This is a genomic window from Ramlibacter sp. PS3R-8, assembly GCF_037572435.1.
Taxonomy (GTDB): Bacteria; Pseudomonadota; Gammaproteobacteria; order Burkholderiales; family Burkholderiaceae_C; genus Ramlibacter.
In genome coordinates this window covers 1,576,642-1,599,733 of the sequence record NZ_JBBHGT010000001.1, presented here as the reverse complement: position 1 = coordinate 1,599,733, position 23,092 = coordinate 1,576,642, and the positions used below count along the sequence as shown (strand labels likewise).

Below are 23,092 nucleotides of genomic sequence, written 5' to 3'. Positions count from 1 at the left end.
CTTTGGCAAACGTATTCGTCGTTGAAGACTCCCAGCCGATGATCGAGCTGCTTCAAGAGCTGCTTGCGAACGTTGGAGGTTTCGATGTCGTAGGGTCCTGCAGCACGGAGGCTGAAGCAAAGCTCTGGCTGGAAGAAAACCCCGGGGCGTGGGACATCGCAGTGCTCGACCTCGTGCTGGCGCAAGGATCAGGAATCGGGCTATCCGCCCACGCGAAGCGAACACACCCGGCGGGCAAGCCCGTCGTGTTCAGCAGCTACGCCTCTCCAGGAATCCGGGCGCATTGCCTGAAGCTGGGCGCTGACGCCGTGTTCGACAAGAACGAGTCCCCGGCATTCCTCGACTGGCTCGCGGCCAACCGATGACGGCCACGCCATCGCCAAGGAACCGCGATCGAGCGCCTACGGCTTGGAGGCAAGAGCCTTCATGAACTCGATGAACTCCGGCAGCTGCGATTTCTGGAAGGCCCCCAGGGCGCCGAATTTCATGCATCTTTCGGCCACGGACTGACTCACGAAGTCGCTCAGGACGACAACCTTCCCGGCGTGGTACTTCTGGCAGTGAACCAGCACTTCGATGCCCGAGCCAGGCTTCAACATGAGATCGACGACTGCCACGTCCCAGTGGTTTGCGTCGTCGAACAGCCAGGCGAGGGCGGCTTTCTGGGACTGCGCGACGCCGACCACTTCAAAGCGGCCGGTATCTTCCAACAGGATGGTGAGCGACCGAGTGATTGCCTCGGAGTCATCCACCAGGAAGACTTTTTTTCTTTTCATTGGCCTTCAAAGTCGGAGAGAGCAAGCAGCCCGCTCCGATGTTTCTTTCAGTCAGCGGCCTTCTGGATTTGCGCCAGTCCGTCCACTCTGGACGCTGGGTCGGTCAGGATCTGTCTTGACAGGTGTTCTTGCTGCTGAGTCATCCTGGCGAACGCGCTGGACGCACCCTGCCCCCAGCCGCCTGCCGGCTGTTGCTGCGGCTGTTCCGTCTCTTCCGGACGGGCGGGTGGACCAGTTATGTCGGGCTGCATCGGCACTTCTTCCACGGGGTTTGCCCGCTCGCGCACATCGTATGTGCGCGGCCTGAAATTGGTTGTAGGTGCAGGCCGGCGGCGGCGTGGGCTTCGTCCTACGCGCAGGCCGTGGATGCGAGCGCGCGCAGCTGGACGCTTGCGCCTGGAAACTGAGCGGAGAGAGCAGTGTCGCGTTGGTAGGCCGTGCTGGGCTCGAACCAGCGACCAAGGGATTATGAGTCCCCTGCTCTGACCAACTGAGCTAACGGCCCGCCGGTCGCGATTCTAGGACGTCGCAGCGTCGGTGACGGGCGGGCATGAAAAAGGGCGGCCCCGGCAGGAACCGCCCTTGCACCCTACGGGCGGATCAAAGCACCAGGTCGGTCGCGGAGAGTTCGGTCACGCCGACCACCTGGATGACGAACTCGGCGTCCGCATCCGCGTCGGTGCTCCCGGACAGGTAGCCGATGCCGGCGGCGGCGTCGAACGTGTAGCGCAGCTCGGCGGCCGCGTCGGTACCGCTGAAGTCGGCGGCACCGATGAAGGTGAAGCCGTCGTCCTCGAGCGTATCCGCCATGGCGTCGATGCCGGAGAGGTCGATGAGATCCTCGCCCACCACGAAATCGCCGATCACGTCGGTGGCTGCAGGGTCGGTGGACATGTCCGTCGCGGCGTCGAAGTCGAACGTGTCGTTGCCGGCGCCACCTTCCAGCATGTCGTTGCCGGCCCCGCCCTCCAGACTGTCATTGCCGTCGGCGCCGAGCAGGGTGTCGTTGCCGCCGAGGCCGTCCAGCATGTTGTTGCCGCTGTCGCCACCCAGCCAGTCGTCGTTCGCGGACCCGACCAGGTTCTCGAAGTTGTGGACCTTGTCGCGGCCGGAACCGCCGGTGTCGCGCACCGCGGGCGACGCCAGATTGACCCGCACGCCAGCATCGCCGCTGACCCCGAACTCGAACGAGACCGTGTCGGTGCCAGCGCCGCCATTCATGACGTTGTTGCCCACGCCGGCATAGATCACGTTGTCCAGCGCGTTGCCGTTCATGTGCGCCCTTTCCGTGGACATGATCCGGCCGATCTCCACGTTGGCATCGAGCTTGAACGAGCGGGCGTAGCTCAGGACGGTGTCGATGCCCGCATCCGCCTCCTCCAGGATGCGGTCGCCGGTCTGGTGCGCGACGTAGGTGTCGTCGCCGGCGCCGCCGCGCATCACGTCGACGTGCGCGCCGCCATCGAGGTAGTCGTTGCCGTCGCCGCCGAACAGGCTGTCGCGGCCGCTGCCGCCGACCAGGGTGTCGTCGCCGGTGCCGCCGTTGATCCAGTTGTCGTGGCGGTCGCCGAAGATGGACTGACCGCGTTTGGTGCGTAAAGCCATGTGCTCCCTTTCGTTGTCAAAGACTTGGACGGAGTGAAATTTAGAAGGATCTGCGGCATTGCAGGCGTGGAATCCCACGGCCGCGCAGGTAGCCCCTTTGTCGGTGCGTAACGGGCGGCGATGCCGCACCTGCGCGCGGGGGGCGGCCACCGCGAGTTGCCCTCTGCGGACGCAGCGCGGCGGCTTGTTTACCTGTTGTGACCATCCGGCACCGGCGCCTTCGCGCGGATGACGGACCCTCCGCCGGGATGACCGCTATTTGTGGCTTAGCGCATTGCTCACCAGCTTCGACGTGATGTCGACGATCTGGATCATCCGGTCATAGGCCATCCGCGTGGGACCGATCACACCGAGCGTTCCTACCACTTGTCCGTCCACCACGTAGGGCGCGCTCACGACGGACAGCTCCTCGAAGGGCACGATGTGGCTTTCGCCGCCGATGAAGATGCGCACGCCCTCGGCCTGGCTGGACACGTCCAGCAGCCGCATCAGTTGCGTCTTCTGCTCGAACAGCTCGAACGCATGGCGCAGGTGCGTCATGTCGCCGGCGAAGTCGCTCACGGACAGCAGGTTGCGCTCACCGGAGATGACCACCTCGTCCTGGTCCTGCTTCATGGCCTCGGAGCTCACGTCCACGGCCGTCTGCATCAGCACCACGATCTCGGCCTGCAGCTGCTCCACCTCGCCCTTCAGGCGCTCGCGCACCTCCTCCATGGCCATGCCGGCGTAGTGCGCGTTCAGGTAGTTGGCGGCTTCGGCCAGCTGCGACTGCGTGTAGTCGGCGGCCGTGTGCACCACGCGGTTCTGCACATCGCCGTCCGGTGAAACGATGATGACCAGGATGCGTCGCTCGGACAGCCGGAGGAATTCGATGTGGCGGAACACGGAGCTGCGTCGCGGCGCCACCACGACGCCGACGAATTGCGACAGGGTGGACAGCATGTGCGCCGCATTGGCTATCACCTTCTGCGGCTGGTCCGCCGGCAGCGAAGGCGTGGCGAAATCGCCCTGCTTGGCCGTGAGCATGGTGTCCACGAACAGGCGGTAGCCGCGCGCGGTAGGGATGCGGCCGGCGGAGGTGTGCGGGCTGGCCACCAGCCCCAGCTCCTCCAGGTCGGACATCACGTTGCGGATCGTGGCGGGCGAAAGCTCCAGCCCGGAGGCCCGCGACAGGGTGCGCGAGCCTATGGGTTGCCCCTCGGCGATGTAGCGCTCGATCAGGGCTTTGAGCAACAGCTTGGCGCGGTCGTCGAGCTTCATGGAACGGGGCGGGGACTGCGCGTCAATTTTAATGATGTAATTTGCCGATGAATCCCATCTTCCGGCAGGTCGCCCTGATCGGCAAGTACCACGCCGCGCTTGCACCGCCGCTGGCGGCCTCCATGCGCGCCGGATTGGAAGACATCGCGCAGTTCCTGGGCTCCCAAGGCTGCGAGGTGGTGGTGGAGCGCGAAACCGCCAGTGTCGCCGGTTTGAACAGCCATCCGACCGCGGACGTCGCCACCATCGGAAAAGAATGCGACCTGGGACTGGTGGTCGGCGGCGACGGCACGATGCTGGGCATCGGCCGGCAGCTCGCCCGCTACGGCGTGCCCCTGATCGGCATCAACCAGGGGCGGCTGGGCTTCATCACCGACATCCCGCTGGACAAGTACCGCACGGTGCTGCCGCCCATGCTGGCCGGGCAGTTCGAGGAAGACCATCGCACCCTGATCCACGCACAGGTGATGCGCGATGGCGCGGCCGTCTTCGAAGCCCTGGCAATGAACGACGTGGTGGTGAACCGCGGCGCGACCTCCGGCATGGTGGAACTGAGGGTGGAGGTGGACGGCCATTTCGTGGCCAACCAGCGCGCCGACGGCCTGATCGTGGCCACGCCCACCGGCTCCACCGCCTATTCGCTGTCGGCGGGCGGGCCGCTGCTGCACCCGTCCACGCCGGGCTGGGTGCTGGTGCCGATCGCGCCGCATACGCTGTCCAACCGGCCGATCGTGCTGCCGGACGGCGTGGAAATCACCATCGAGCTGGTCTCCGGCCGCGGCGCCAGCGCCAATTTCGACATGCAGTCACTTGCGTCACTGTTGCACGGTGACAGGATCACCGTGCGCCGCTCGGAGTACACGGTACGATTCCTCCATCCCAAGGGGTGGACCTATTTCGACACCCTGCGCAAGAAACTGCACTGGAACGAAGCCGGTTCATGAGCCTCAAGCGCATCGCCCTGCGTGATTTCGTGATCGTCCGCGAGCTGGAGCTCGACCTGGCCGACGGCTTTTCCGTGCTCACGGGGGAAACCGGCGCCGGCAAGTCGATCCTGGTCGACGCGCTGCAGCTCGCCCTGGGGGCGCGCGCCGAATCCACCGTCGTTCGCGAGGGCGCCGCCCGCACCGAGATCAGCGCCGAATTCGACCTGCCGCCTGCGCTGCTGCCATGGCTGCAGGAAGCCGGCTTCGACAGCACCGACAGCCTGCTGCTGCGCCGGACGATCGACAGCCAGGGCAAGAGCCGCGCCTGGATCAACGGCGGCACCGCCACCGCCGCGCAATTGCGCGAACTGGGCGAGCAGCTGGTCGACATCCACGGCCAGCACGCCTGGCAGAGCCTCACCCGGCCGGCCTCCGTGCGCACCTTGCTGGACGGCTATGCGGGCGTGGACACCGGCAAGCTGCAGCAATTGTGGCAGCGCTGGCGTGCCGCGCAGAAGATGCTGGCCGATGCCCGCTCGGCGCAGGACTCCCTGCAGCGCGAGCGCGAGCGGCTCGCCTGGCAGATCGGGGAAGTCGAGAAGCTGGCGCCCGGCGCCGACGAGTGGGACGACCTGAACGCCAGCCACACGCGACTTTCGCATGCGCAGGCCTTGATTGATGCGGCGCAGGCGGCGCAGGAATTGCTGGATGGGGACGACGGCGGCGCACGCCGTGGCCTGTCGCAAGCGCTGGACCAGTTGCGCGGGCAGGAACACCTGGAGCCCCAGTTCCGCGACGTGGCGGAGGTGCTGGCCTCCAGTCTCGCGCAGGCGGAGGACGCGGCGCATTCGCTGCAGGCCTACCTGCGCAAGACCGACCTCGACCCGCAGCGCCTGGCGCAACTGGACGAGCGCATGGGCAGCTGGATGTCGCTGGCCCGCCGCTACAAGCGCACGCCGGCCGAACTGCCTGGCCTGCTGGCTGCGTGGAAGGAAGAACTCGCCCGGCTCGATGCCGCCGCCGACCTGGCGGCGCTGGAGGCCACCGAGAAGAAGGATGCCGAAGCCTTCCAGGCCGAAGCGCGTTTGCTGTCGAAGGCACGCGCCAAGGCGGCGCCGCAGTTGTCCAGGGCCGTGACCACGGCGATGCAGGGCCTGGGCATGCAGGGCGGCCGCTTCGAAGTGGCGCTGGAGACATCGGAAGCGCCCAGCGCCTTCGGGCTCGAAGACGTCGCCTTCCTGGTGGCAGGGCACGCAGGCAGCACGCCGCGCCCGGTGGGCAAGGTGGCGTCCGGTGGCGAGCTGTCGCGCATCGCCCTGGCCATCGCGGTCACCACCAGCCGCCTCGGCGAAGCGCAGACGCTGATCTTCGACGAAGTCGATTCGGGCGTCGGCGGCGCGGTGGCGGAAACGGTGGGCCGCCTGATGAAGCAGCTCGGGCGCGATCGGCAGGTGCTGGCCGTCACCCACTTGCCGCAGGTGGCCGCGTGCGCCGACCACCACCTGGTGGTGGCCAAGCAAAGCGCGGGAAAGGGCGTGGCCAGCACCGTGGCCGCCGTCGACGGCGAGAAGCGGGTGGCGGAGATCGCCCGGATGCTCGGGGGCGAGCGCCTGTCCGGCACCACCCTCGCCCACGCCAAGGAAATGCTGGGCGACGCCGCCGCGGCACCCGGACCATGAACGCGCCGCTGGAACTCATCCTGATCACCGGCATGTCGGGCTCCGGCAAGTCGGTGGCGCTGCGCGCGCTGGAAGACGCAGGCTACTTCTGCGTCGACAACCTGCCGCCCGAGCTGCTGATGTCTTTCGTGGACCTGGAGCAGGGACGCGGGCAGCGGCGCGTTGCCATCGCGATGGACGTGCGCAGCGCGACCTCGCTGCCGCAGGTGCCCGCGCATTTGCGCGAACTGGCGCAGCGCGGCGTGGCCGTACGGCCGCTGTTCCTGGACGCCACCACGGATACGCTGGTACGCCGGTTTTCCGAGACGCGGCGGCGCCACCCCTTGTCCAGGTCACTGTCCGAGGCGGGCGCCGACCAGCATCGCGCGGTGGTCGAGGCGATCGAGCTGGAGCGCGAGCTGCTGGCCGACCTGCGCGAGCACGCCCACGTCATCGACAGCAGCGTGCTGCGCGCCTCGCAGTTGCAGGACTACGTGAAGTCGCTGCTGTCGACGCCGCACGCGCACCTGACGCTGGTGTTCGAGTCCTTCGCGTTCAAGCGCGGCATCCCGGTGGATGCGGACTACATCTTCGACGTCCGCATGCTGCCGAACCCGCATTACGAGCCGGAGCTGCGCGACCTGACCGGCCTCGATGCGCCGGTGGCGGCCTTCCTGCAGGCCAATGCGGAGGTCGACGAGATGTACGCGGACATCGCGGCTTTCCTGGAGCACTGGTTGGAGCCGCTGGCGCGCAACCATCGCAGTTACGTGACGGTGGGCATCGGCTGCACGGGTGGGCAGCACCGGTCGGTGTATCTCGTCGAGAAGCTGGCCGAGGAGTTCGGGTTGCGGTGGACGACGTTGAAGCGGCACCGGGAGTTGAGCGGGCGGTAATGGCGGGGTGCGCTCCGCGCAACCCGCCCTACGCGAACGACGTGTCGTGCCGTGCCGTGCCGTGCCGTGCCGTGCCGTGCCGTGCCGCGTCGTGCCGTGTCGTGCCGCGTCGTGCCGTGCCGTGCCGTGTCGTGCCGTGTCGTGCCGTGCCGTGTCGTGCCGTGTCGTGCCGTGTCGTGCCGTGTCGTGCCGTAGGTCGAGTTGCGGCGCAGCCGCACCCCGACATTCAAACGCGCTCCAACAATCTTCGCACCGGCGCCGGCAACCCCAACCGCGCCCAATCCCCCGCCCCGAACCACGCACCCTCGCCCGCGTTCCACCCCGTCGGCAACACCGCCCGCACCGGATGCAAATGCAAATCCTTGTGCGTGAGCACATGCACGAAGGGCTCCACGTCGCGTAGTTCCCCCCGCGACGACCCCGGCAGCGCCTCCTCCAGCGCGTCCCGGCTGCCGAACACCGGCAGGCAATACAGCCCCGCCCACACACCCGGCGTCGGGCGCTTTTGCAGCCACACCGAGCCGTCGCCGTCCTGCGCATGCAGCAGCCAGAGCGACTCCGCGCTGCGTTTGAGTTTGCGCGTCTTGACCGGATACGCCTCGGGCCGGCCTTCGGCCGCGGCAGCGCACTGCGGCTGCACCGGGCAGATCAGGCAGGACGGATTGCGCGGCAGGCACACCGTGGCGCCGATGTCCATCAGGCCCTGCGTGTAGCGCGGCATGTTCTCCTGCAACTCACGCGCGGGCAGCAGCGCGCGCGCGTGGTCCCACAGCACCCGCTCGTTCGCTCCCGACGACAGGTCATCGCCAAAAGCCAGCACCCGCGTGAGCACCCGCTTGACGTTGCCGTCGAGGATGGCCGCGCGCTCGCCGAAGCAGAAGGAGGAAATCGCCGCGGCGGTGGATCGCCCGATGCCGGGCAGCGTCTGCAGCACCGCGGCCGTGCGCGGAAAGCTGCCGCCGTGCACCTGCACGACTTGCTGCGCGCAGGCGTGCAGGTTGCGCGCGCGGCTGTAATAGCCCAGGCCGCTCCAGAGCGCCAGCACGTCGTCGAGCGACGCAGCCGCCAGCGCCTGCACGTCGGGACAGCGGGCGAGGAAACGATCGTAGTAGCCCAGCACCGCCGCCACCTGCGTCTGCTGCAGCATGATTTCCGACAGCCACACGCGATAGGGGTCGCGCGTGTTCTGCCAGGGGAGGGAGTTGCGGCCGTGCGTCCGCTGCCAGCGAACCACCCGGCCGGCAAAGCCAGCCGGCAAGCCTTTCATGCCGTCTTCAGCACCTGCTGTTCCACCGGCTCGGCGTCAGGCATCGAAGGGATGCTGGTGAGGTGCGCCGTCAGTTCGGCCAGCTTCGCATCGAGCGTGTCGAGCGCGGCTTCCTGCGAGTCGATTTCGGCGATGCGGTCGTCCAGGCCGCTCGCGGCCTGCTGGATGCGCTCGATGGCTTCCAGCCGGCGCCCGAAGTTGCGGCGGCGCTCCCGCAGTTGCGCGTCCAATTGCGCGGCGGCGGACTTGTTCCACAGCTCCACCTCGCCCAGCGCCGACTCGTAGATCACGCGCAGTCGCGTGGCCAGCGCGCGCACCAGGCGGTCGGCGAATTCCGGTTGCGCCAGCTTCAGGGCGTTGCTCACGCCCAGGTACTGGTTGTGGCTGCGCTCCACCAGGTCGAGGTCGCGCTCGTAACGCGCCAGGTCGGGCTCGCGCGGGGCCTGCAGCGCGAAGCCGTATTCCGCATTGAGCTGCCGGAAGGTGCCGGTCAGCATCGTCTGGATTTCCTGGCTGACCTTTTCGGCGCGGCGCAGGCCTTCGCGCAGGCGGTCGAAGGTGCGGGCGTAGGCCTTGCGCACGCCCAGCTTCAGGCCCGGCTGGCGCAGCGCCGTGGTCAGCTCCGTCATCTCCACCTTCATGGTGGCGGTGCCGAGCAGGTCGAACACTTCGCGCAGCAGCTTCAGGTGCACCGAGCGCACCGCATGGATCTTGGCGCCGCTGGCGTCGAAGTCGGCTTGTTCCTGCTCGATGCGCGCGCGCATGTGCTTGATGACGGAGGTGTTCTTGCCTCGCAGGCCCTTGAGCTCCACCATCTGCTCGGCCAGGTCGCGGCGGCGGATGCCGATCACGCGACCGGACTCCACTTTCAGCTCGTGGATGTTGGTGGCGACGGACGAGCGCAGGATCTTCTGCCGCTGGCCGAGCACCCCATGCGCCAGCGCCTGCTCCAGCGCCGGCAGCCGGCTGGCCTGCAGCAGGTCGGCGTTGTTGTTGACCTTGGCGACCAGGCCCTTCTGGCCGGACACCGGGATCACCTGGTCCTGCCGCAGCCCGAGGATTTCCGCCGTGATTGCGCGCTGCCGCTCGATCTGCGCGTGCACCTGGGCCGGCGTGGACAGCGCGTCCCACATCGTGTCGATCTTGTTCAGGACGACCAGGCGCGAATCGGAGTCCTTGTCCTCGGTGATCAGGTGCTCGCGCCAGATCGCGAGGTCCGACTTGGTCACGCCGGTGTCGGCGGCCAGGATGAAGACCACCGCATGCGCCTGCGGGATCAGGTTGACCGTCAGCTCGGGCTCGGCGCCGATGGCGTTCAGGCCCGGCGTGTCCAGGATCACCAGCCCCTGCTTGAGCAGCGGGTGGGCGATGTTGATCAGGGCGTGGCGCCACTTGGGCACTTCCACCAGGCCGTCCGGGCCAACCATCGGGTTGTCTTCGGGCGTGTCCTCGTGCCAGAAGCCCAGGGCCTTGGCCTGGTCGACGGTGACCCGGATCACCTCGGAGACCTTCTCGAAAGCCTGCGCCAGCTGCGCCGGGTCGTTCACGTCCAGGTCCACGCGCAGCCACTTCTCCGGCACCATGCGCCATTCCATCAGAGGCTGCGGATGCAGGCGGCTTTCGATGGGGAGCAGGCGCAGGCAGGGCGGCACTTCGGCGTCGTAGCCCAGCTCCGTGGGGCACATCGTGGTGCGCCCCGCGCTGGCCGGCATGATGCGGCGCTTGTAGCCGGCGAAGAAGATCGCGTTGATCAGCTCGGACTTGCCGCGCGAGAACTCGGCGACGAAGGCCACCATGACCTTGTCCGAGCGCATCTGGCCTTCCAGCCGGCGCAGCCGCTCTTCGACGGCGCTATCCAGCAGGTCGTGGTCCTTCAGCCATTCGGACAACAGCTTCAGGCGCAGGGCGAACTCCCGCCGCCAGGCGCCGTGCTGGTCAAACTGCTCGTTGAAGGATGTGGCCACTGCGTCCCCGTGCTCTGTTTTTGACTATAGCATCGGAGGCGTTTTTAGCTCAGCGCTTCTGGCACACCGTGCAGTAATACGTTGCACGTTGGCCCTGCCGGATCATCCGGATGGGTGATCCGCACACCCGGCAAGGCTCGCCCTTGCGGTCGTAGACCATCGCTTCCAGCTGGAAGTAGCCGGATTCGCCCTGGGCGTTGGAGAAATCCCGCAAGGTGCTGCCCCCCTTGGCCACGGCCCGCGCCAGCACTTCGCGGATGGCCGCATGCAGGCGCAGCGACCGGGGCTTGCTGATGCGCGCAGCCGACAGCGTGGGCCGGATGCCGGCCAGGAACAGCGCCTCCGATGCATAGATGTTGCCGACCCCCACCACCACGTCGCCGGCCAGCAGCACCTGCTTGATCGGGGCCTTGCGCTTTTTCAGCGCCGCGTGGAAAGCGTCCGCGTCAAACTCGCCGCCGAGGGGCTCGACGCCCAGGCCGCCGAGCAACTTGAGCGCTTGCGGCGCCGATTCGCTGTCGCAATACACCACCGCGCCAAAGCGGCGCGGGTCGTTCAGCCGCAGCACGCCCTGGCTGGTGACAAGGTCGAAGTGATCGTGCAGGGCCGCCTCGGGCATCGCCGCGTCGAAGCGCAGGCTGCCGGACATGCCCAGGTGCAGCAAGAGCACCCCTTGGTCCAGGTCCAGCAGCAGGTACTTGCCGCGGCGGCGTACGCCCTGCACCGTGCGACCGGCCAGCGCCTGCGGGTCCAGCCCCAGCGGCCAGCGCAATGCCTTGCCCATGCGCGCAGACTGGATGCGCGCGCCGGCTATCCGGTCGGCGAAACTCAGGCGCGTAACCTCGACTTCCGGCAGTTCAGGCATAGGGCGAAAAGCTTCGGATTATGATGGTTCGATGATGCGTTTTCCCCTGTCGCCGCTGGGCGCTGCTGCCTTGTCCTGCGCCCTGCTCACGACCGCCTGCGCGCAGCCGTCCCGTGCCCCGGCCCCCGCTCCTCGTGCCCCTGCCGCCTCCCCTGCAGCGCCCACGGACAGCGGACTCGACGCCGCGCTGTTCTACCAACTGCTGCTCGGCGAGCTGAACGCTCGCGGTGAAGAGCCGTCCACCGGTTTTGCGCTGGTGCTCGATGCAGCGCGCAAGGCCAACGACCCCGCCCTTTACCAGCGCGCGGTGGAGCTCGCGTTCCAGGCGCGCAACGGCGACGCCGGCTTGCAGGCCGCGCGCGCCTGGAAGCAGGCCTTCCCGCAGTCGCGCGACGCCAATCGCTTCGTCCTGCAGATCCTGGTGGCGTTGAACCGCATCGCGGAGACGGCCGAGCCGCTGAAGACTGAACTCGCGCTCGCCGGCGCGGGCGACCGCGCCTCGGTCATTGCCGGCCTGCCACGCAACTTCGCGCGCGCGACGGACAAGAAGCTCGCCGCCACCGTCGTCGAACAAGCCCTGGCTCCCTACCTGAACGATCCGAACACCGGCGCTGCCGCCTGGAGCGCCATCGGCCGGATGCGCCTGGCCGCCGGCAACACCGCCGGCGCCCTGGATGCAGCGCGCCGCGGCCATGCCATGAACGCGCGTGCCGAGGGGCCCGCCTTGCTGGCGCTGGAGCTGATGGACCCCAAGCAGCCGGAAGCGGAAGTCCTGGTGCGCAAGTACCTGGACGGCCAGCCGCTGCCCGAAATCCGCATGGGATACGCCCGCGCGCTGCTCGACGTCCAGCGGCACGCGGAAACCCTGGCGCAGCTCCAGATCATCACGCGGGAGCGGCCCGAATTCGCCGAGGCCTGGCTGGTGCAGGGCAGCCTGCTGGTGCAGGACAACCACCTGCCGGCGGCCGAAGCGGCATTGCAGACTTACCTGAAGCTGATGCAGGACGCGCCGCAATCCGAGGAGCGCAGCCGCGGCACGGCGCAAGCCTTCCTGTCGCTGTCGCAGATTGCGGAGCGGCGGCGCGACTTCGTGCAGGCCAACGCGTGGCTCGATCGCATCGACAACTCGCAGGACCTGCTGTCGGCGCAGAACCGCCGCGCCTCCATCCTGGCACGCCAGGGCAAGCTGGACGAGGGGCGCAAGCTGCTGCGTTCGCTGCCGGAGCGCACGCCCGCCGACGCCCGCATGAAGGTCATGGCGGAGGTGCAGCTGTTGCGCGACAACAAGCAGTACCAGCCTGCCTACGACTTGCTCGCGCAGGCCATCGCCAAGGACCCGGCGGACACCGACCTGCTGTACGACCAGGCGATGCTGGCCGAAAAGATGGGCCGGTTCGACGACATGGAAAAGCTGTTGCGCCAGCTGATGGCCAGCAAGCCCGACTACCACCACGCGTACAACGCGCTCGGGTTCTCGCTGGCCGAGCGCAGCGTGCGCCTGCCCGAGGCGCGCCAGCTGATCCAGAAGGCGCTGGAGTTCGCCCCCGGCGACCCCTTCATCCGCGACAGCCTGGCCTGGGTGGAATTCCGCATGGGCAACAACGCCGAGGCGCTGCGCATCCTGCGTGCGGCCTATAAGGAGCGGCCCGATCCCGAGATCGCCGCCCACCTGGGCGAGGTGCTGTGGACGCTGGGCCAGCGCGACCAGGCGCAGGCGATCTGGCGCGAAGGGATGATGCTCAACGCCGAGAACGAAACGCTGGTGGAGACGCTGCAGCGGCTGAAAGTCCAGCCGTGACGCAGCAGGCGCGTTCGCGCATGGCGCGCTGGCTGCTGGCGGCGTTCGCCGCTTTGCTGCTCGCGGCGTGCGCAGCGCCTCCGCGCGCCCCCGCGTCGCCCGGTGTGCAGGTCTGGACCGGGCGGCTGGCGCTCACCGTCGAAGGGCAGGCGAGCCAATCGTTTTCTGCCGGCTTCGAACTCAAGGGTGCGCCCGACAACGGCGACCTCACCTTGTACAACCCCATCGGAGGAACCCTGGCGGTGCTCGCATGGTCCCCGGGAACGGCGACCCTGCGCGCCGGCGGAACCCAACGGCAGTTTGCATCGCTGGAGGCGCTGGCGCGGGAAGCCACGGGTGCACCGCTGCCGGTGGCGGCGCTGTTCGACTGGCTGGCCGGCAAGCCGACACCCGTCGAAGGCTGGGAGGCGGACGTGGCGCAGGTAGCGGAAGGCCGCTTGCGCGCCCGCCGCACCGCGCCGCCGCCGGCGGCCGACCTGCGCGTGGTGTTCGAGCGCTGAGTTCGCCGCGATGCGCTCGCTGCACGACGTGGCCGCACCGGCCAAACTGAACCTGTTCCTGCAGGTCACCGGCCGCCGCGCCGACGGCTACCACCTCCTGCAGTCGGCGTTCGTCCTGGTCGACTGGCACGACACCCTGCATTTCGAGCGCCGCGCCGGCGGCAAGCTCAGCCGCGAAGACCTGGGCGCCGCGTTGCCCGCGGAAGACCTGGTGTTGCGGGCCGCGCGCGCCTTGCAGCAGCAGGCCGGCTGCCCGGAAGGCGCGCACATCGCCATCGAAAAGCGGCTGCCGTCCGAAGCCGGCCTGGGCGGCGGATCGTCCGACGCCGCGAGCTGCCTGCTGGCCCTGAACCGGCTGTGGTCGCTCGGACTGCCCCTGGCGGCGCTGGAGCAGATCGGGCTGCAGCTGGGCGCCGACGTCCCCTTCTTCCTGCGCGGCCGCAACGCCTGGGTGGAAGGCGTGGGCGAGCGCATCACGCCCGTCGACCTGCCCGCCGCGAGGTTCGCGGTGGTGAAGCCGCCGCGCGGGCTGGCCACCAGGGACATCTTCGGGAGCCCGGCCCTGAAACGCGACAGCGACAGTGCTACAATCTCGGGCTTTGCTGCAAACCCCTGGGGCTTCGGTCACAACGACCTGGAGCCTGTGGCCCGGCAGCTTTGTCCTGAGGTGGGCGAAGCGATCGAATGGCTGGGTTCGCAGGGCTTGAAGGCCCGCATGACGGGCTCCGGCAGCGCGGTTTTTGCGTGGTTGCCGCCAGGCACCGTTTTGGCGCAGGCGCCAGGCCACTGGGTCCGATCGGGCTGGGTGGTGCGGGAATGCAGCAAGATGGATGTTCACCCCCTGGTGGGATGGGCGTCCAGCGACGATTAGGTTTGACGCTGTTCGCAGCGGCAGACCCGTGTAGGGGAGTCGCCAAGTTGGTTAAGGCACTGGATTTTGATTCCAGCATGCGAGGGTTCGAGTCCTTCCTCCCCTGCCAAACAGCCGTTTGATGTTGCCGGACAGTTCACGCCGAGCGTGCGCTGTCCTCAACGGATTGAAGGTCACAACCGTCCCGTTTCGTCATGCAGGCTGCTCCTACATCCGACTTCATGGTGTTCACCGGCAATGCCAATCCGGCATTGGCGGAAGAGATCGCCGGCCACCTGGGCATTGCGCTCGGCGCGGCCTCGGTCAGCCGTTTTTCGGACGGCGAAGTCACGGTGGAGATCAACACCAACGTGCGGGCGCGGGACGTCTTCGTGGTGCAGTCCACCTGCGCGCCGACCAACGAAAACCTGATGGAACTGCTGATCATGGTCGACGCGCTCAAGCGCGCCTCGGCCGAGCGGATCACGGCGGTGATCCCCTACTTCGGCTACGCCCGCCAGGACCGCCGCCCGCGCTCCACGCGCGTGCCGATCTCGGCCAAGGTCGTGGCCAACCTGCTGGAAACGGTGGGCGTGCAGCGCGTGCTCACGATGGACCTGCACGCCGACCAGATCCAGGGCTTCTTCGACATCCCGGTGGACAACATCTACGCGTCCCCGGTGCTGCTGGGCGACCTGCGGCAAAAGAACTACGACGACCTGATCGTCGTGTCGCCGGACGTCGGCGGCGTGGTGCGCGCGCGCGCGCTGGCCAAGCAGCTGAACACCGACCTCGCCATCATCGACAAGCGCCGGCCCAAGGCCAATGTGTCGGAAGTGATGCACGTCATCGGCGAGATCGACGGCCGCAACTGCGTGATCATGGACGACATGATCGACACCGCCGGCACGCTGGTGAAGGCGGCCGAGGTGCTGAAGGAACGGGGCGCCAAGAAGGTGTACGCGTATTGCACGCACCCGATCTTCTCGGGCCCGGCCATCGACCGGCTGTCCAAGGGCGGCGCCCTGGACGAAGTGGTCGTGACCAACACCATCCCGCTGTCGGCTGCGGCGCATTCCTGCGCCAACATCCGCCAGCTTTCCGTCGGCCCCCTGATCGCTGAGACCATCCAGCGCATCGCCAAGGGCGAGTCGGTGATGAGCCTCTTCTCGGACCAGGTCAACCTGTTCTGAGGAAACCGTGGGTCCCCTGACCGGGACCTTTTTTGCAATGGGATCGCACTGGTCGCGGTCGGTCCCCGATAGGAGTGAACATGAAATTCGTCGCTTTCGAGCGCAAGTCGGAAGGTACGGGTGCGAGCCGCCGTCTCCGCAACGTCGGCAAGACCCCGGGCATCGTCTATGGCGGCACGGGCCAGCCGCAGCTGATCGAACTCGATCACAACGCCCTGTGGCACGCCCTGAAGAAGGAAGCGTTCCACTCGTCCATCCTCGAGATGGACCTGGGCGGCGCCACCAACAAGGTGCTGCTGCGTGACGTGCAATACCACCCGTTCCGCCAGCAGGTGCAGCACGTGGACTTCCAGCGCGTGGACGCCAACACTCGCCTGCACATGAAGGTGCCGCTGCACTTCAAGGGCTCCGAGGAGTCGGAGGCCGTGAAGGTCGACCACTGCCTGGTCAACCCGGTCGTCAACGACCTGGACATCTCCTGCCTGCCCGCCGACCTGCCCGAGTTCATCGAGGTCGACCTGTCCGGCCTGAAGAAGGGCACGTCCCTGCACCTGGCCGACATCACCCTGCCCAAGGGCGTGAAGGCCGTCACCCACGGCAAGCCGAACCCGGTGCTGGTGTCCGTGGTGACGTCCGCTGCCGAAGAGTCTGCCGCGGATGCGGCGCCCGATGCGGCTGCCGCTGCTCCGGCGGCCGACGCCAAGGCGGCTCCGGCTGCCAAGGGTGGCAAGGACGCCAAGGATGCGAAGGCGGCCCCCGCTGCCAAGGCGGCGCCGGCTGCCAAGGCCCCTGCTGCCAAGAAGAAGTAACGTGCGTGGCCGCGGCGTGCCGCGGCCAGCCACGTCATCCCCGCGCAGGCGGGGACCCGGAGAAGCCCGCGCAAGCGGGCTTTTTTCATTCCTCCTGGTGACAATAGTCCCCTTCGGCGCAGCGCCGCCATCCACTACCGTCCGAAATCATGATCAAGCTGTTCGTCGGCCTGGGCAACCCGGGCCCCGAGTACGAGGCGACCCGCCACAACGCCGGCTTCTGGTGGGTGGACGAACTCGCCCGCGACCTGAAGGTGACCCTGGCGCACGACCGCGGCTACCACGGCCTGGTGGCCCGCGCCAATGTGCACGGGCAGGTGGTGTGGCTGCTGCAGCCGCTGACCTTCATGAACGTCTCCGGCAAGGCGGTCGCCGCGCTGGCGCGCTTCTACAAGATCCAGCCCGAAGAGATCCTGGTCGCCCACGACGAACTCGACATCGTTCCCGGCCAGGCCAAGCTCAAGTTCGGTGGCAGCCATGCCGGCCACAACGGGCTGCGCGACATCCACGCGCAGCTGGGCACGGGCGACTACTGGCGGCTGCGCATCGGCATCGGCCATCCCGGCGTGAAGTCGGAAGTGACCAACTGGGTGCTGAAAAAGCCGCTGGCCGAGCAGCGCACCGCCATCGACGAATGCATCGATCGCACGCTGAAGGCCGTGCCCGCCATGCTGGCCGGCGAAATGGAAAAGGCGACGCTGATCGCCCACACGCACAAGCCACCGCGGCCGAAGCCGCCGCGCCCCGACGACACGCCCTGAGCGGGCAAGGAGGAGCCATGCGCCACCGGGACTGGATCGTTGCCGCCGCGTTCAGCGTTGCGACAACAGCGATAGCGGCGCCGGCGATCCATCGCTGCGGGAACACCTACAGTCCGCAGCCCTGCGAAGGCGGCGGCACGGTCGGCGCGCCGCACCTGCCCACCAGGGAAGAAGCCGCCCGGGCCGCGCAGGCCGCCAAGGTGGATGCGCAGCGGGCCGACGCACTGGAGAAGGCGCGCCTCGCGCGGGAGAAGAACGCACCGAAGGCGATCGTGATGGGGCCGAAGCAGTCTGCGTCGGCGGCGAAGGCGAAGCCGACGCCGCCGTTGCGGAAGCCGGAGACTTTCACGGCGAAGGGGCCGGCCGCAGCCAAGCGTTGACGTTGGCGGGGTGCGCTTCGCGCAACCCGCCCTACGGCGACCCGTAGGGCGGGTTCGCGTCAGCGACCCCGCCACCCTCGGCCTGCACCAGCCGCCGGTACTTCTGCCACAGCGTCTCGCGGCTTTCCACGCGCTCGGGGTCGACCGGAATGCAGGCCACGGGGCAGACCTGCACGCACTGCGGCTCCTCGAAGTGGCCGACACACTCGGTGCACTTGTCGGGGTGGATCTGGTAGATCTCCGGGCCCAGGAAGATCGCCTCGTTCGGGCATTCCGGCTCGCAGACATCGCAGTTGATGCACTCGTCGGTAATCATCAATGCCATGTGGGGACGGGCTCCTGGTACGGTTCTGGCATTATCCCCGGCTGCATGAGTTTGTTCCTCTTCAAGCGGCTTATCACCCTCATCGCGACGCTGGTTGGCACCTCCGTGGTGGTGTTCCTGGTGCTGGAGATCCTGCCCGGAAACGCCGCCCAGATCCTGATGGGGCCCGATGCCTCGCCGGAGGCCGTCGCGACCCTGGCGCAGAAGCTCGGCCTGGACCGGCCGGCCGCCGGCCGCTACTGGGAATGGGTCACCGGCATGCTGCACGGCGACCTGGGGCTGAGCTACGCGTACAGCAGCCCCGTGAGCGAACTGGTCCTGGAGCGGATGACGCTGACGGTGCCACTGGCCTTGATGGCCATGACGCTGACCACCGTGCTCGCCTTGGCCGCCGGAATCTACGCCGCGGCGCGCCACAACAAGGCGGGCGACGTCGGCATCATGGGGCTGACCCAGGTCGGCATCGCCATCCCCAATTTCTGGTTCGCCATCCTGCTGATCCTGCTGTTCTCGGTGCAGCTGAAATGGTTGTCGGCCGGAGGCTTCCCGGGCTGGGAGGACGAAGGCATCCTGGGCGGATTGCGGGCCCTGTTGCTGCCCGCGCTGTCGCTGGCGGTGGTCCAGGCGGCCATCCTGGCGCGCATCACGCGGTCCGCGGTGCTGGAGGTGCTGCGCGAGGACTTCGTGCGGACCGCGCGCGCCAAAGGCGTGTCGCAGCGAGCCACGCTGTGGGGACACGTGTTGCGCAACGCGATGATCCCCGTGATCACGGTCATGGGCTTGCAGTTCGCCGAATTGCTGGCCGGCACGATCGTGGTGGAAACGGTCTTCTCCCTCCCCGGGGTGGGGCGCCTGATCTTCCAATCCATCCTCAATCGCGACGTGATCGTGGTGCGCAACTGCGTGATGCTGCTGGCCACGATGGTGGTGCTGGTGAATTTCGTGGTGGACGTGCTGTATGCGGCCATCGATCCGCGCGTGAAGGCGAGCGACATATGAGTGCGGTGCTGAACACACCCATCGTGCCGCTGCGCGGCCCCGGGTTCTGGCAACGGGCGCGCCGCAACCCCAGCTTCATGATCGGCCTGGTCCTGAGCGTGTTGCTGCTGCTCGCTGCCGGCCTGTCTTTCGTCTGGACCCCGCACGACCCCTACGACATCGACATGGGCCTGAAGCTGCGCGCACCGGACGCAAGGTACTGGCTGGGCACGGACCCCTTCGGGCGCGACATCGCCTCGCTGCTGCTGGTGGGCGCGCGCGCCTCCATCGCGGTGGGCGTGATCGCGGTCAGCATCGGCCTGCTGATCGGCACGGCGCTGGGGCTGCTGGCCTCGGCCAAGCGGGGTTGGGTCGAGGAAGTCGTCATGCGTGGCTCCGACTTCGGCTTCGCATTTCCCGCGATCCTCTCCGCCATCATGCTCACCGCCGTGTTCGGCCCTGGCATGGTCAACGCGATCATCGCGATCGGCATCTACAACATCCCCACCTTCGCCCGCATCACGCGTGCGTCCGCCAATTCGATCTGGGGCCGCGACTTCGTGCTGGCCGCGCGCGCCTGCGGCAAGGGCAGCTTCGCCATCACGGTCGAACACGTGCTGCCGAACATCCTGTCGGTGCTGATCGTGCAGGCCACCATCCGCTTCGCGATCGCCATCCTGGCCGAAGCGGCGCTGTCGTACCTGGGCCTGGGCACCCAGCCACCCCAGCCTTCGTGGGGCCGCATGCTGAGCGAAGCACAGACCCTGATGTTCCAGGCCCCCATGCTGTCCGTGTTCCCCGGCGTCGCGATCGTCCTCGCCGTGCTGGGACTCAATCTCGTGGGCGACGGCCTGCGCGACCTGTTCGACCCGCGCCTGGCGAGGAAACGCTGATGGCGCTGCTGGAAGTCGCCGACCTGTCGGTGGAACTGCAAACCCACCGCGGACCGGCCTACGCCGTGCGCGATGTCTCCTTCACCCTCGAACGCGGCGAATCGCTCGGGCTGATCGGCGAATCCGGCTCCGGCAAGTCGATCACCGCGATGGCGCTGATGGGGCTGCTGCCGGAGAACGCGCGCGTCACGGGCAGCATCCGCTTCGAAGGCCAGGAGCTGGTGGGCAAGCCGGAGCGCGACATGTGCGAGCTGCGCGGCGACCGCATCGGCATGATCTTCCAGGAGCCGATGACGGCGCTGAACCCGGTGCACGCAATCGGCGACCAGGTGGCGGAGCCGCTGCGGCTGCACCGCGGCGTCTCGCGCGCCGATGCGCGCAAGCAGGCCATCGCCCTGCTGGACCGCGTCGGCATCCCGGACGCGGCACGCCGCATCGACGCCTACCCGCACCAGTTCTCCGGCGGCCAGCGGCAGCGCATCACCATCGCGATGGCGCTGGCCTGCGGCCCCGACCTGCTGATCGCCGATGAACCCACGACCGCGCTGGACGTGACGATCCAGCAGCAGATCCTGGACCTGATCCGGGAACTCGTTGCCGAGCGCGGGATGGCGCTGATGCTGATCTCGCACGACCTGGGCGTGATCGCGCAGAACGTGCGGCGGATGATGGTGATGTACGGCGGCAGCGTGGTCGAGAGCGGCCATACCGCCGCGGTGTTCGCCAACCGCATGCATCCCTACACGCTGGGCCTGTTCGGTGCGCGGCCGGGGTTGCGGCATGTCAAGGGGCAGCGGCTGGTGACCATCCCCGGCACGGTGCCCGAACTGGTGGACCTGCCCAAGGGCTGCCCGTTCGCCGGCCGCTGCCGCTTCACGATCCCCGAATGCAATGCGGGGCTGCCGCCACCGATCGAGGTGGCGCCGGGGCATCGGGCGAGGTGCATCCGGCTGGATGTGGTGGCGGCGGAGCGCGCTGCCCTCACCCCGGCCCTCTCCCGGGGGGAGAGGGAGGAAGACAAGGCATGAGCCCGCCGCTGCTTCAAGTCGAAAACCTCGTGCGCCACTACACATTGCCGCGCGAGAAGCTGCTGCAGCCGGCCGGCAAGGTGCATGCGCTCAACGGCGTGAGCTTCACCATCGAGGCCGGCCGCAGCCTGGGCATCGTCGGCGAGTCGGGTTCCGGCAAGTCCACGCTGGCCCGGCTGGTCATGGCGCTGGACGCGCCCACCTCCGGCACCGTCCACATGCTGGGGCGGGACCTCCATACGCTGCCGCGCGAGGACCTGCGGCGCGCCCGTCGCGACTTCCAGATGGTGTTCCAGGACCCGTACGGATCGCTGGATCCGCGCCAGGCGGTGCGGCGCATCGTCGCCGAGCCGCTGTCGGCACAAGGCGACGTGAGCCGCGACGAGCAGCACGACCGGGCCCGCGAAGTGATCGAGGCGGTCGGCCTGCGGCCCAACGACCTGGACAAGTACCCGCACGAATTCTCCGGCGGCCAGCGCCAGCGCATCGCCATCGCCCGCGCCCTCATCACCCGGCCGCGCCTGATCGTCGCCGACGAACCGGTGAGCGCGCTCGACGTTTCCGTGCAGGCGCAGGTGCTCAACCTGATGCAGGACCTGCAGGCCCAGTTCGGCATCACGTACATGCTGATCAGCCACGACCTCGGCGTGGTGCACCACCTGTGCGACGACGTCGCGGTGCTCTGGCAAGGCCGCATCGTCGAACAGGGCCCGCCCGAGCGCCTGTTCGAATCCGCGCAGCACCCGTACACCCGCGCCCTGCTGGCCGCCGTGCCGCGGGCGGAGCCGCCCCCCGGTCTCCCCTCTTGATTCCCCGCACCCTAACCCCTAGCCTCTAGCCTCTATCTCCCGGAGTCCCACACCATGATCCAACGCCGCACCGTCCTCTCGCACACCGCCTCCCTCGCCGCGCTCGCCACCCTGCCCGCCGGCGTGCTGGCCCAGGGACGCAAGGACTCGATCGTGCTCGCGATGGCCCTGGAACCCACGCCGGGGCTGGACCCCACCGGCGGCGCGGCATCCTCCATCGCCGAAGTCACGCTGTACAACATCTACGAAACGCTGACCAAGATCAACCCGGACGGCAGCGTGACGCCGCTGCTGGCCGAGAGCTGGGAGGTCTCGCCCGACCTCACGACGTACACGTTCAAGCTGCGCAAGGGCATCAAGTTCCACAACGGCGAGCCGCTGACCGCGCAGACCGTGAAGTTCGCCTTCGACCGCGCGGGCGGCGAGAAGAGCACCAACAAGGACAAGCGCACCTTCGCCGCCCTCACCACGCAGGCCGTAGACGAGAGCACGGTCGTGATCCTCACCAAGGAAATCGATCCGGACTTCCCCTTCCTCATGGGACAGGCCACGGCCGTGATCGTGGAGCCCAAGAGCGCCGAGAGCAACATGACCAAGCCGGTGGGCACCGGCCCCTACACCCTGGAAAACTGGGTGAAGGGTTCGTCCATCACGCTGCGCAAGTGGCCGGGCTACCGCAATGCGGCCGCCATCAAGCTCAATCGCGCCACCTTCCGCTTCATCGCGGACCCGGCCGCGCAGGTCGCCGCACTCCTGGCCGGCGACGTGGACGCGTTCCCGCGCGTCACGCCGCGCAGCGTGGAGCAGTTCAAGGGCAACGGCCGCTTCCAGGTGGTGGCCTCCGGCTCGCGCGCCAAGACCATCCTGGCGATCAATAACAAGCGCAAGCCGTTCGACGACGTGCGCGTGCGGCGCGCGATCAACATGGCCATCGACCGCAAGGCGGTGATCCAGGGCGCCGGCGACGGTTACGGCGTGCCCATCGGCAGCTACTACCCGCCCAGCGCGCCCGGCTACGTGGACTTCAACACCGCCAATGCCTACAACGTGGACAGCGCCAAGGCCTTGCTGCGCGAAGCCGGCGTCACCGGCCCGCTGGAAGTGACGATCACGCTGCCGCCGCCGCCGTATGCGCGCCAGGGCGGCGAAGTCGTGGCCTCGATGCTGTCCAAGGTCGGCATCACCGCCAAGCTGCAGAACGTGGAATGGGCGCAGTGGCTGTCCAACACCTATGGCGGCGGGCACAACTACGACATGACGATCATTTCGCATGTCGAGCCGTTCGACCTGGGCAACTTCTCCCGGCCCGGCTATTACTGGGGCTACGAGTCGCCCAAGTTCAACGAGATGTACACGAAGTACAAGACCACTGCCAACGCCGCCGAACGCAAGAAGCTGCTGGCCGACATCCAGAAGCTGATCTCCGAAGACGCGCCCATGGCGTTCCTGTACCAGCCGCAGTGGGTGACGGTGGCCAACAAGAACGTGAAGGGCCTGTGGCGGGACATGCCGATCTTCGTGAACGACCTGTCGTCGCTGGGCTGGGCCTGA

At 68.0% G+C, this 23,092-nt stretch carries 23 protein-coding genes and 2 tRNA genes; 17 read left to right on the top strand and 8 right to left on the bottom strand.

Going from position 1 to position 23,092, the window contains the following annotated elements:
- Positions 1 to 2 precede the first annotated feature (2 nt).
- On the top strand, positions 3 to 365 hold the full coding sequence (locus WG902_RS07635) for a response regulator (RefSeq protein WP_340059350.1): 363 nt from the start codon (positions 3 to 5) through the stop codon (positions 363 to 365).
- Between the two features lie 36 nt (positions 366 to 401).
- On the opposite strand, the gene WG902_RS07630 is transcribed toward WG902_RS07635, so the two are convergent.
- The 4 genes from WG902_RS07630 to hrcA all read right to left on the bottom strand — a co-directional run bounded on the left by WG902_RS07630 (position 402) and on the right by hrcA (position 3,641).
- On the bottom strand, positions 402 to 776 hold the full coding sequence (locus WG902_RS07630) for a response regulator (RefSeq protein WP_340059349.1): 375 nt from the start codon (positions 774 to 776) through the stop codon (positions 402 to 404).
- Positions 777 to 1,204: 428 nt separating this feature from the next.
- Positions 1,205 to 1,281: transfer RNA gene (locus WG902_RS07625), tRNA-Ile, on the bottom strand.
- A 95-nt stretch (positions 1,282 to 1,376) separates the two neighbouring features.
- Complete coding sequence (locus tag WG902_RS07620; protein ID WP_340059348.1) at positions 1,377 to 2,381, bottom strand: calcium-binding protein; 1,005 nt, start codon at positions 2,379 to 2,381, stop codon at positions 1,377 to 1,379.
- Positions 2,382 to 2,636: 255 nt separating this feature from the next.
- On the bottom strand, positions 2,637 to 3,641 hold the full coding sequence (hrcA, locus tag WG902_RS07615; RefSeq protein WP_340059347.1) for a heat-inducible transcriptional repressor HrcA: 1,005 nt from the start codon (positions 3,639 to 3,641) through the stop codon (positions 2,637 to 2,639).
- A 47-nt stretch (positions 3,642 to 3,688) separates the two neighbouring features.
- On the opposite strand from hrcA, the gene WG902_RS07610 reads away from it, so the two are divergent.
- The 3 genes from WG902_RS07610 to rapZ are packed head-to-tail and all read left to right on the top strand — an operon-like array spanning position 3,689 to position 7,121.
- Complete coding sequence (locus WG902_RS07610) at positions 3,689 to 4,585, top strand: NAD kinase (RefSeq protein WP_340059346.1); 897 nt, start codon at positions 3,689 to 3,691, stop codon at positions 4,583 to 4,585.
- Positions 4,582 to 6,246: a DNA repair protein RecN gene (recN, locus tag WG902_RS07605; protein WP_340059345.1), complete on the top strand. Its 1,665-nt coding sequence runs from the start codon at positions 4,582 to 4,584 to the stop codon at positions 6,244 to 6,246. Before WG902_RS07610 ends, recN begins: the two co-directional genes overlap by 4 nt.
- Positions 6,243 to 7,121: an RNase adapter RapZ gene (rapZ, locus tag WG902_RS07600; RefSeq protein WP_340059344.1), complete on the top strand. Its 879-nt coding sequence runs from the start codon at positions 6,243 to 6,245 to the stop codon at positions 7,119 to 7,121. Before recN ends, rapZ begins: the two co-directional genes overlap by 4 nt.
- 226 nt (positions 7,122 to 7,347) lie before the next feature.
- On the opposite strand, the gene mutY is transcribed toward rapZ, so the two are convergent.
- Genes mutY through mutM form a run of 3 tightly spaced genes read right to left on the bottom strand, consistent with a single transcriptional unit; the run spans position 7,348 to position 11,217 of the window.
- The gene (mutY, locus tag WG902_RS07595; RefSeq protein WP_340059343.1) at positions 7,348 to 8,388 is read right to left on the bottom strand and encodes an A/G-specific adenine glycosylase; all 1,041 of its coding nucleotides are present in this window, start codon (positions 8,386 to 8,388) and stop codon (positions 7,348 to 7,350) included.
- Complete coding sequence (locus WG902_RS07590) at positions 8,385 to 10,352, bottom strand: dynamin family protein (protein ID WP_340059342.1); 1,968 nt, start codon at positions 10,350 to 10,352, stop codon at positions 8,385 to 8,387. Before WG902_RS07590 ends, mutY begins: the two co-directional genes overlap by 4 nt.
- A gap of 49 nt (positions 10,353 to 10,401) precedes the next feature.
- Positions 10,402 to 11,217: a bifunctional DNA-formamidopyrimidine glycosylase/DNA-(apurinic or apyrimidinic site) lyase gene (gene mutM, locus WG902_RS07585; protein ID WP_340059341.1), complete on the bottom strand. Its 816-nt coding sequence runs from the start codon at positions 11,215 to 11,217 to the stop codon at positions 10,402 to 10,404.
- A gap of 31 nt (positions 11,218 to 11,248) precedes the next feature.
- Between mutM and WG902_RS07580 the strand changes: the two genes are divergently transcribed.
- The 8 genes from WG902_RS07580 (at position 11,249) to WG902_RS07545 (ending at position 17,508) form a co-directional block, all read left to right on the top strand.
- Complete coding sequence (locus WG902_RS07580) at positions 11,249 to 13,015, top strand: tetratricopeptide repeat protein (RefSeq protein WP_340059340.1); 1,767 nt, start codon at positions 11,249 to 11,251, stop codon at positions 13,013 to 13,015.
- Positions 13,012 to 13,515, top strand: coding sequence for an outer membrane lipoprotein LolB (locus WG902_RS07575; RefSeq protein ID WP_340059339.1), 504 nt, complete (start codon positions 13,012 to 13,014; stop codon positions 13,513 to 13,515). Before WG902_RS07580 ends, WG902_RS07575 begins: the two co-directional genes overlap by 4 nt.
- Positions 13,516 to 13,525: 10 nt before the next feature.
- Entirely contained in the window at positions 13,526 to 14,386 is an 861-nt protein-coding gene (gene ispE, locus WG902_RS07570) for a 4-(cytidine 5'-diphospho)-2-C-methyl-D-erythritol kinase (RefSeq protein ID WP_340059338.1), read from the top strand.
- A 32-nt stretch (positions 14,387 to 14,418) separates the two neighbouring features.
- A tRNA-Gln gene (locus tag WG902_RS07565) sits at positions 14,419 to 14,495 on the top strand.
- A gap of 85 nt (positions 14,496 to 14,580) precedes the next feature.
- A complete protein-coding gene (locus WG902_RS07560; protein ID WP_340059337.1) occupies positions 14,581 to 15,558 on the top strand; it encodes a ribose-phosphate pyrophosphokinase in 978 nt (325 codons plus the stop codon).
- An 80-nt stretch (positions 15,559 to 15,638) separates the two neighbouring features.
- On the top strand, positions 15,639 to 16,367 hold the full coding sequence (locus WG902_RS07555) for a 50S ribosomal protein L25/general stress protein Ctc (RefSeq protein WP_340059336.1): 729 nt from the start codon (positions 15,639 to 15,641) through the stop codon (positions 16,365 to 16,367).
- Between the two features lie 149 nt (positions 16,368 to 16,516).
- Positions 16,517 to 17,128, top strand: a complete 612-nt coding sequence (gene pth, locus WG902_RS07550; protein WP_340059335.1) for an aminoacyl-tRNA hydrolase — start codon at positions 16,517 to 16,519, stop codon at positions 17,126 to 17,128.
- Between the two features lie 17 nt (positions 17,129 to 17,145).
- Positions 17,146 to 17,508 carry a hypothetical protein gene (locus WG902_RS07545; RefSeq protein WP_340059334.1) on the top strand — a complete coding sequence of 121 codons (363 nt, stop codon included), beginning with the start codon at positions 17,146 to 17,148 and terminating at the stop codon, positions 17,506 to 17,508.
- A gap of 31 nt (positions 17,509 to 17,539) precedes the next feature.
- Here WG902_RS07545 and WG902_RS07540 read toward each other — a convergent pair whose 3' ends face one another.
- Positions 17,540 to 17,833 carry a YfhL family 4Fe-4S dicluster ferredoxin gene (locus WG902_RS07540; protein WP_340059333.1) on the bottom strand — a complete coding sequence of 98 codons (294 nt, stop codon included), beginning with the start codon at positions 17,831 to 17,833 and terminating at the stop codon, positions 17,540 to 17,542.
- 45 nt (positions 17,834 to 17,878) lie between these two features.
- On the opposite strand from WG902_RS07540, the gene WG902_RS07535 reads away from it, so the two are divergent.
- The 5 genes from WG902_RS07535 to WG902_RS07515 are packed head-to-tail and all read left to right on the top strand — an operon-like array spanning position 17,879 to position 23,092.
- Positions 17,879 to 18,832 (top strand): ABC transporter permease, encoded by a 954-nt coding sequence (locus tag WG902_RS07535; protein WP_340059332.1) that lies wholly within the window; start codon positions 17,879 to 17,881, stop codon positions 18,830 to 18,832.
- Complete coding sequence (locus tag WG902_RS07530) at positions 18,829 to 19,704, top strand: ABC transporter permease (RefSeq protein ID WP_340059331.1); 876 nt, start codon at positions 18,829 to 18,831, stop codon at positions 19,702 to 19,704. The genes WG902_RS07535 and WG902_RS07530 overlap by 4 nt, the downstream gene beginning before the upstream one ends.
- Entirely contained in the window at positions 19,704 to 20,732 is a 1,029-nt protein-coding gene (locus tag WG902_RS07525) for an ABC transporter ATP-binding protein (protein ID WP_340059330.1), read from the top strand. Before WG902_RS07530 ends, WG902_RS07525 begins: the two co-directional genes overlap by 1 nt.
- Positions 20,729 to 21,541 (top strand): ABC transporter ATP-binding protein, encoded by an 813-nt coding sequence (locus WG902_RS07520; protein ID WP_340059329.1) that lies wholly within the window; start codon positions 20,729 to 20,731, stop codon positions 21,539 to 21,541. The genes WG902_RS07525 and WG902_RS07520 overlap by 4 nt, the downstream gene beginning before the upstream one ends.
- Before the next feature lie 54 nt (positions 21,542 to 21,595).
- Positions 21,596 to 23,092, top strand: coding sequence for an ABC transporter substrate-binding protein (locus WG902_RS07515; RefSeq protein ID WP_340059328.1), 1,497 nt, complete (start codon positions 21,596 to 21,598; stop codon positions 23,090 to 23,092).

Bases quoted from the DNA above. Each gene is read 5' to 3' on its own strand.
- WG902_RS07630 (WP_340059349.1), bottom strand. From the start codon at position 776: ATGAAAAGAAAAAAAGTCTTCCTGGTGGATGACTCCGAGGCAATCACT.
- WG902_RS07620 (WP_340059348.1), bottom strand. From the start codon at position 2,381: ATGGCTTTACGCACCAAACGCGGTCAGTCCATCTTCGGCGACCGCCAC.
- hrcA (WP_340059347.1), bottom strand. From the start codon at position 3,641: ATGAAGCTCGACGACCGCGCCAAGCTGTTGCTCAAAGCCCTGATCGAG.
- WG902_RS07610 (WP_340059346.1), top strand. From the start codon at position 3,689: ATGAATCCCATCTTCCGGCAGGTCGCCCTGATCGGCAAGTACCACGCC.
- recN (WP_340059345.1), top strand. From the start codon at position 4,582: ATGAGCCTCAAGCGCATCGCCCTGCGTGATTTCGTGATCGTCCGCGAG.
- rapZ (WP_340059344.1), top strand. From the start codon at position 6,243: ATGAACGCGCCGCTGGAACTCATCCTGATCACCGGCATGTCGGGCTCC.
- mutY (WP_340059343.1), bottom strand. From the start codon at position 8,388: ATGAAAGGCTTGCCGGCTGGCTTTGCCGGCCGGGTGGTTCGCTGGCAG.
- mutM (WP_340059341.1), bottom strand. From the start codon at position 11,217: ATGCCTGAACTGCCGGAAGTCGAGGTTACGCGCCTGAGTTTCGCCGAC.
- WG902_RS07580 (WP_340059340.1), top strand. From the start codon at position 11,249: ATGATGCGTTTTCCCCTGTCGCCGCTGGGCGCTGCTGCCTTGTCCTGC.
- ispE (WP_340059338.1), top strand. From the start codon at position 13,526: ATGCGCTCGCTGCACGACGTGGCCGCACCGGCCAAACTGAACCTGTTC.
- WG902_RS07560 (WP_340059337.1), top strand. From the start codon at position 14,581: ATGCAGGCTGCTCCTACATCCGACTTCATGGTGTTCACCGGCAATGCC.
- WG902_RS07555 (WP_340059336.1), top strand. From the start codon at position 15,639: ATGAAATTCGTCGCTTTCGAGCGCAAGTCGGAAGGTACGGGTGCGAGC.
- pth (WP_340059335.1), top strand. From the start codon at position 16,517: ATGATCAAGCTGTTCGTCGGCCTGGGCAACCCGGGCCCCGAGTACGAG.
- WG902_RS07545 (WP_340059334.1), top strand. From the start codon at position 17,146: ATGCGCCACCGGGACTGGATCGTTGCCGCCGCGTTCAGCGTTGCGACA.
- WG902_RS07540 (WP_340059333.1), bottom strand. From the start codon at position 17,833: ATGGCATTGATGATTACCGACGAGTGCATCAACTGCGATGTCTGCGAG.
- WG902_RS07535 (WP_340059332.1), top strand. From the start codon at position 17,879: ATGAGTTTGTTCCTCTTCAAGCGGCTTATCACCCTCATCGCGACGCTG.
- WG902_RS07530 (WP_340059331.1), top strand. From the start codon at position 18,829: ATGAGTGCGGTGCTGAACACACCCATCGTGCCGCTGCGCGGCCCCGGG.
- WG902_RS07525 (WP_340059330.1), top strand. From the start codon at position 19,704: ATGGCGCTGCTGGAAGTCGCCGACCTGTCGGTGGAACTGCAAACCCAC.
- WG902_RS07520 (WP_340059329.1), top strand. From the start codon at position 20,729: ATGAGCCCGCCGCTGCTTCAAGTCGAAAACCTCGTGCGCCACTACACA.
- WG902_RS07515 (WP_340059328.1), top strand. From the start codon at position 21,596: ATGATCCAACGCCGCACCGTCCTCTCGCACACCGCCTCCCTCGCCGCG.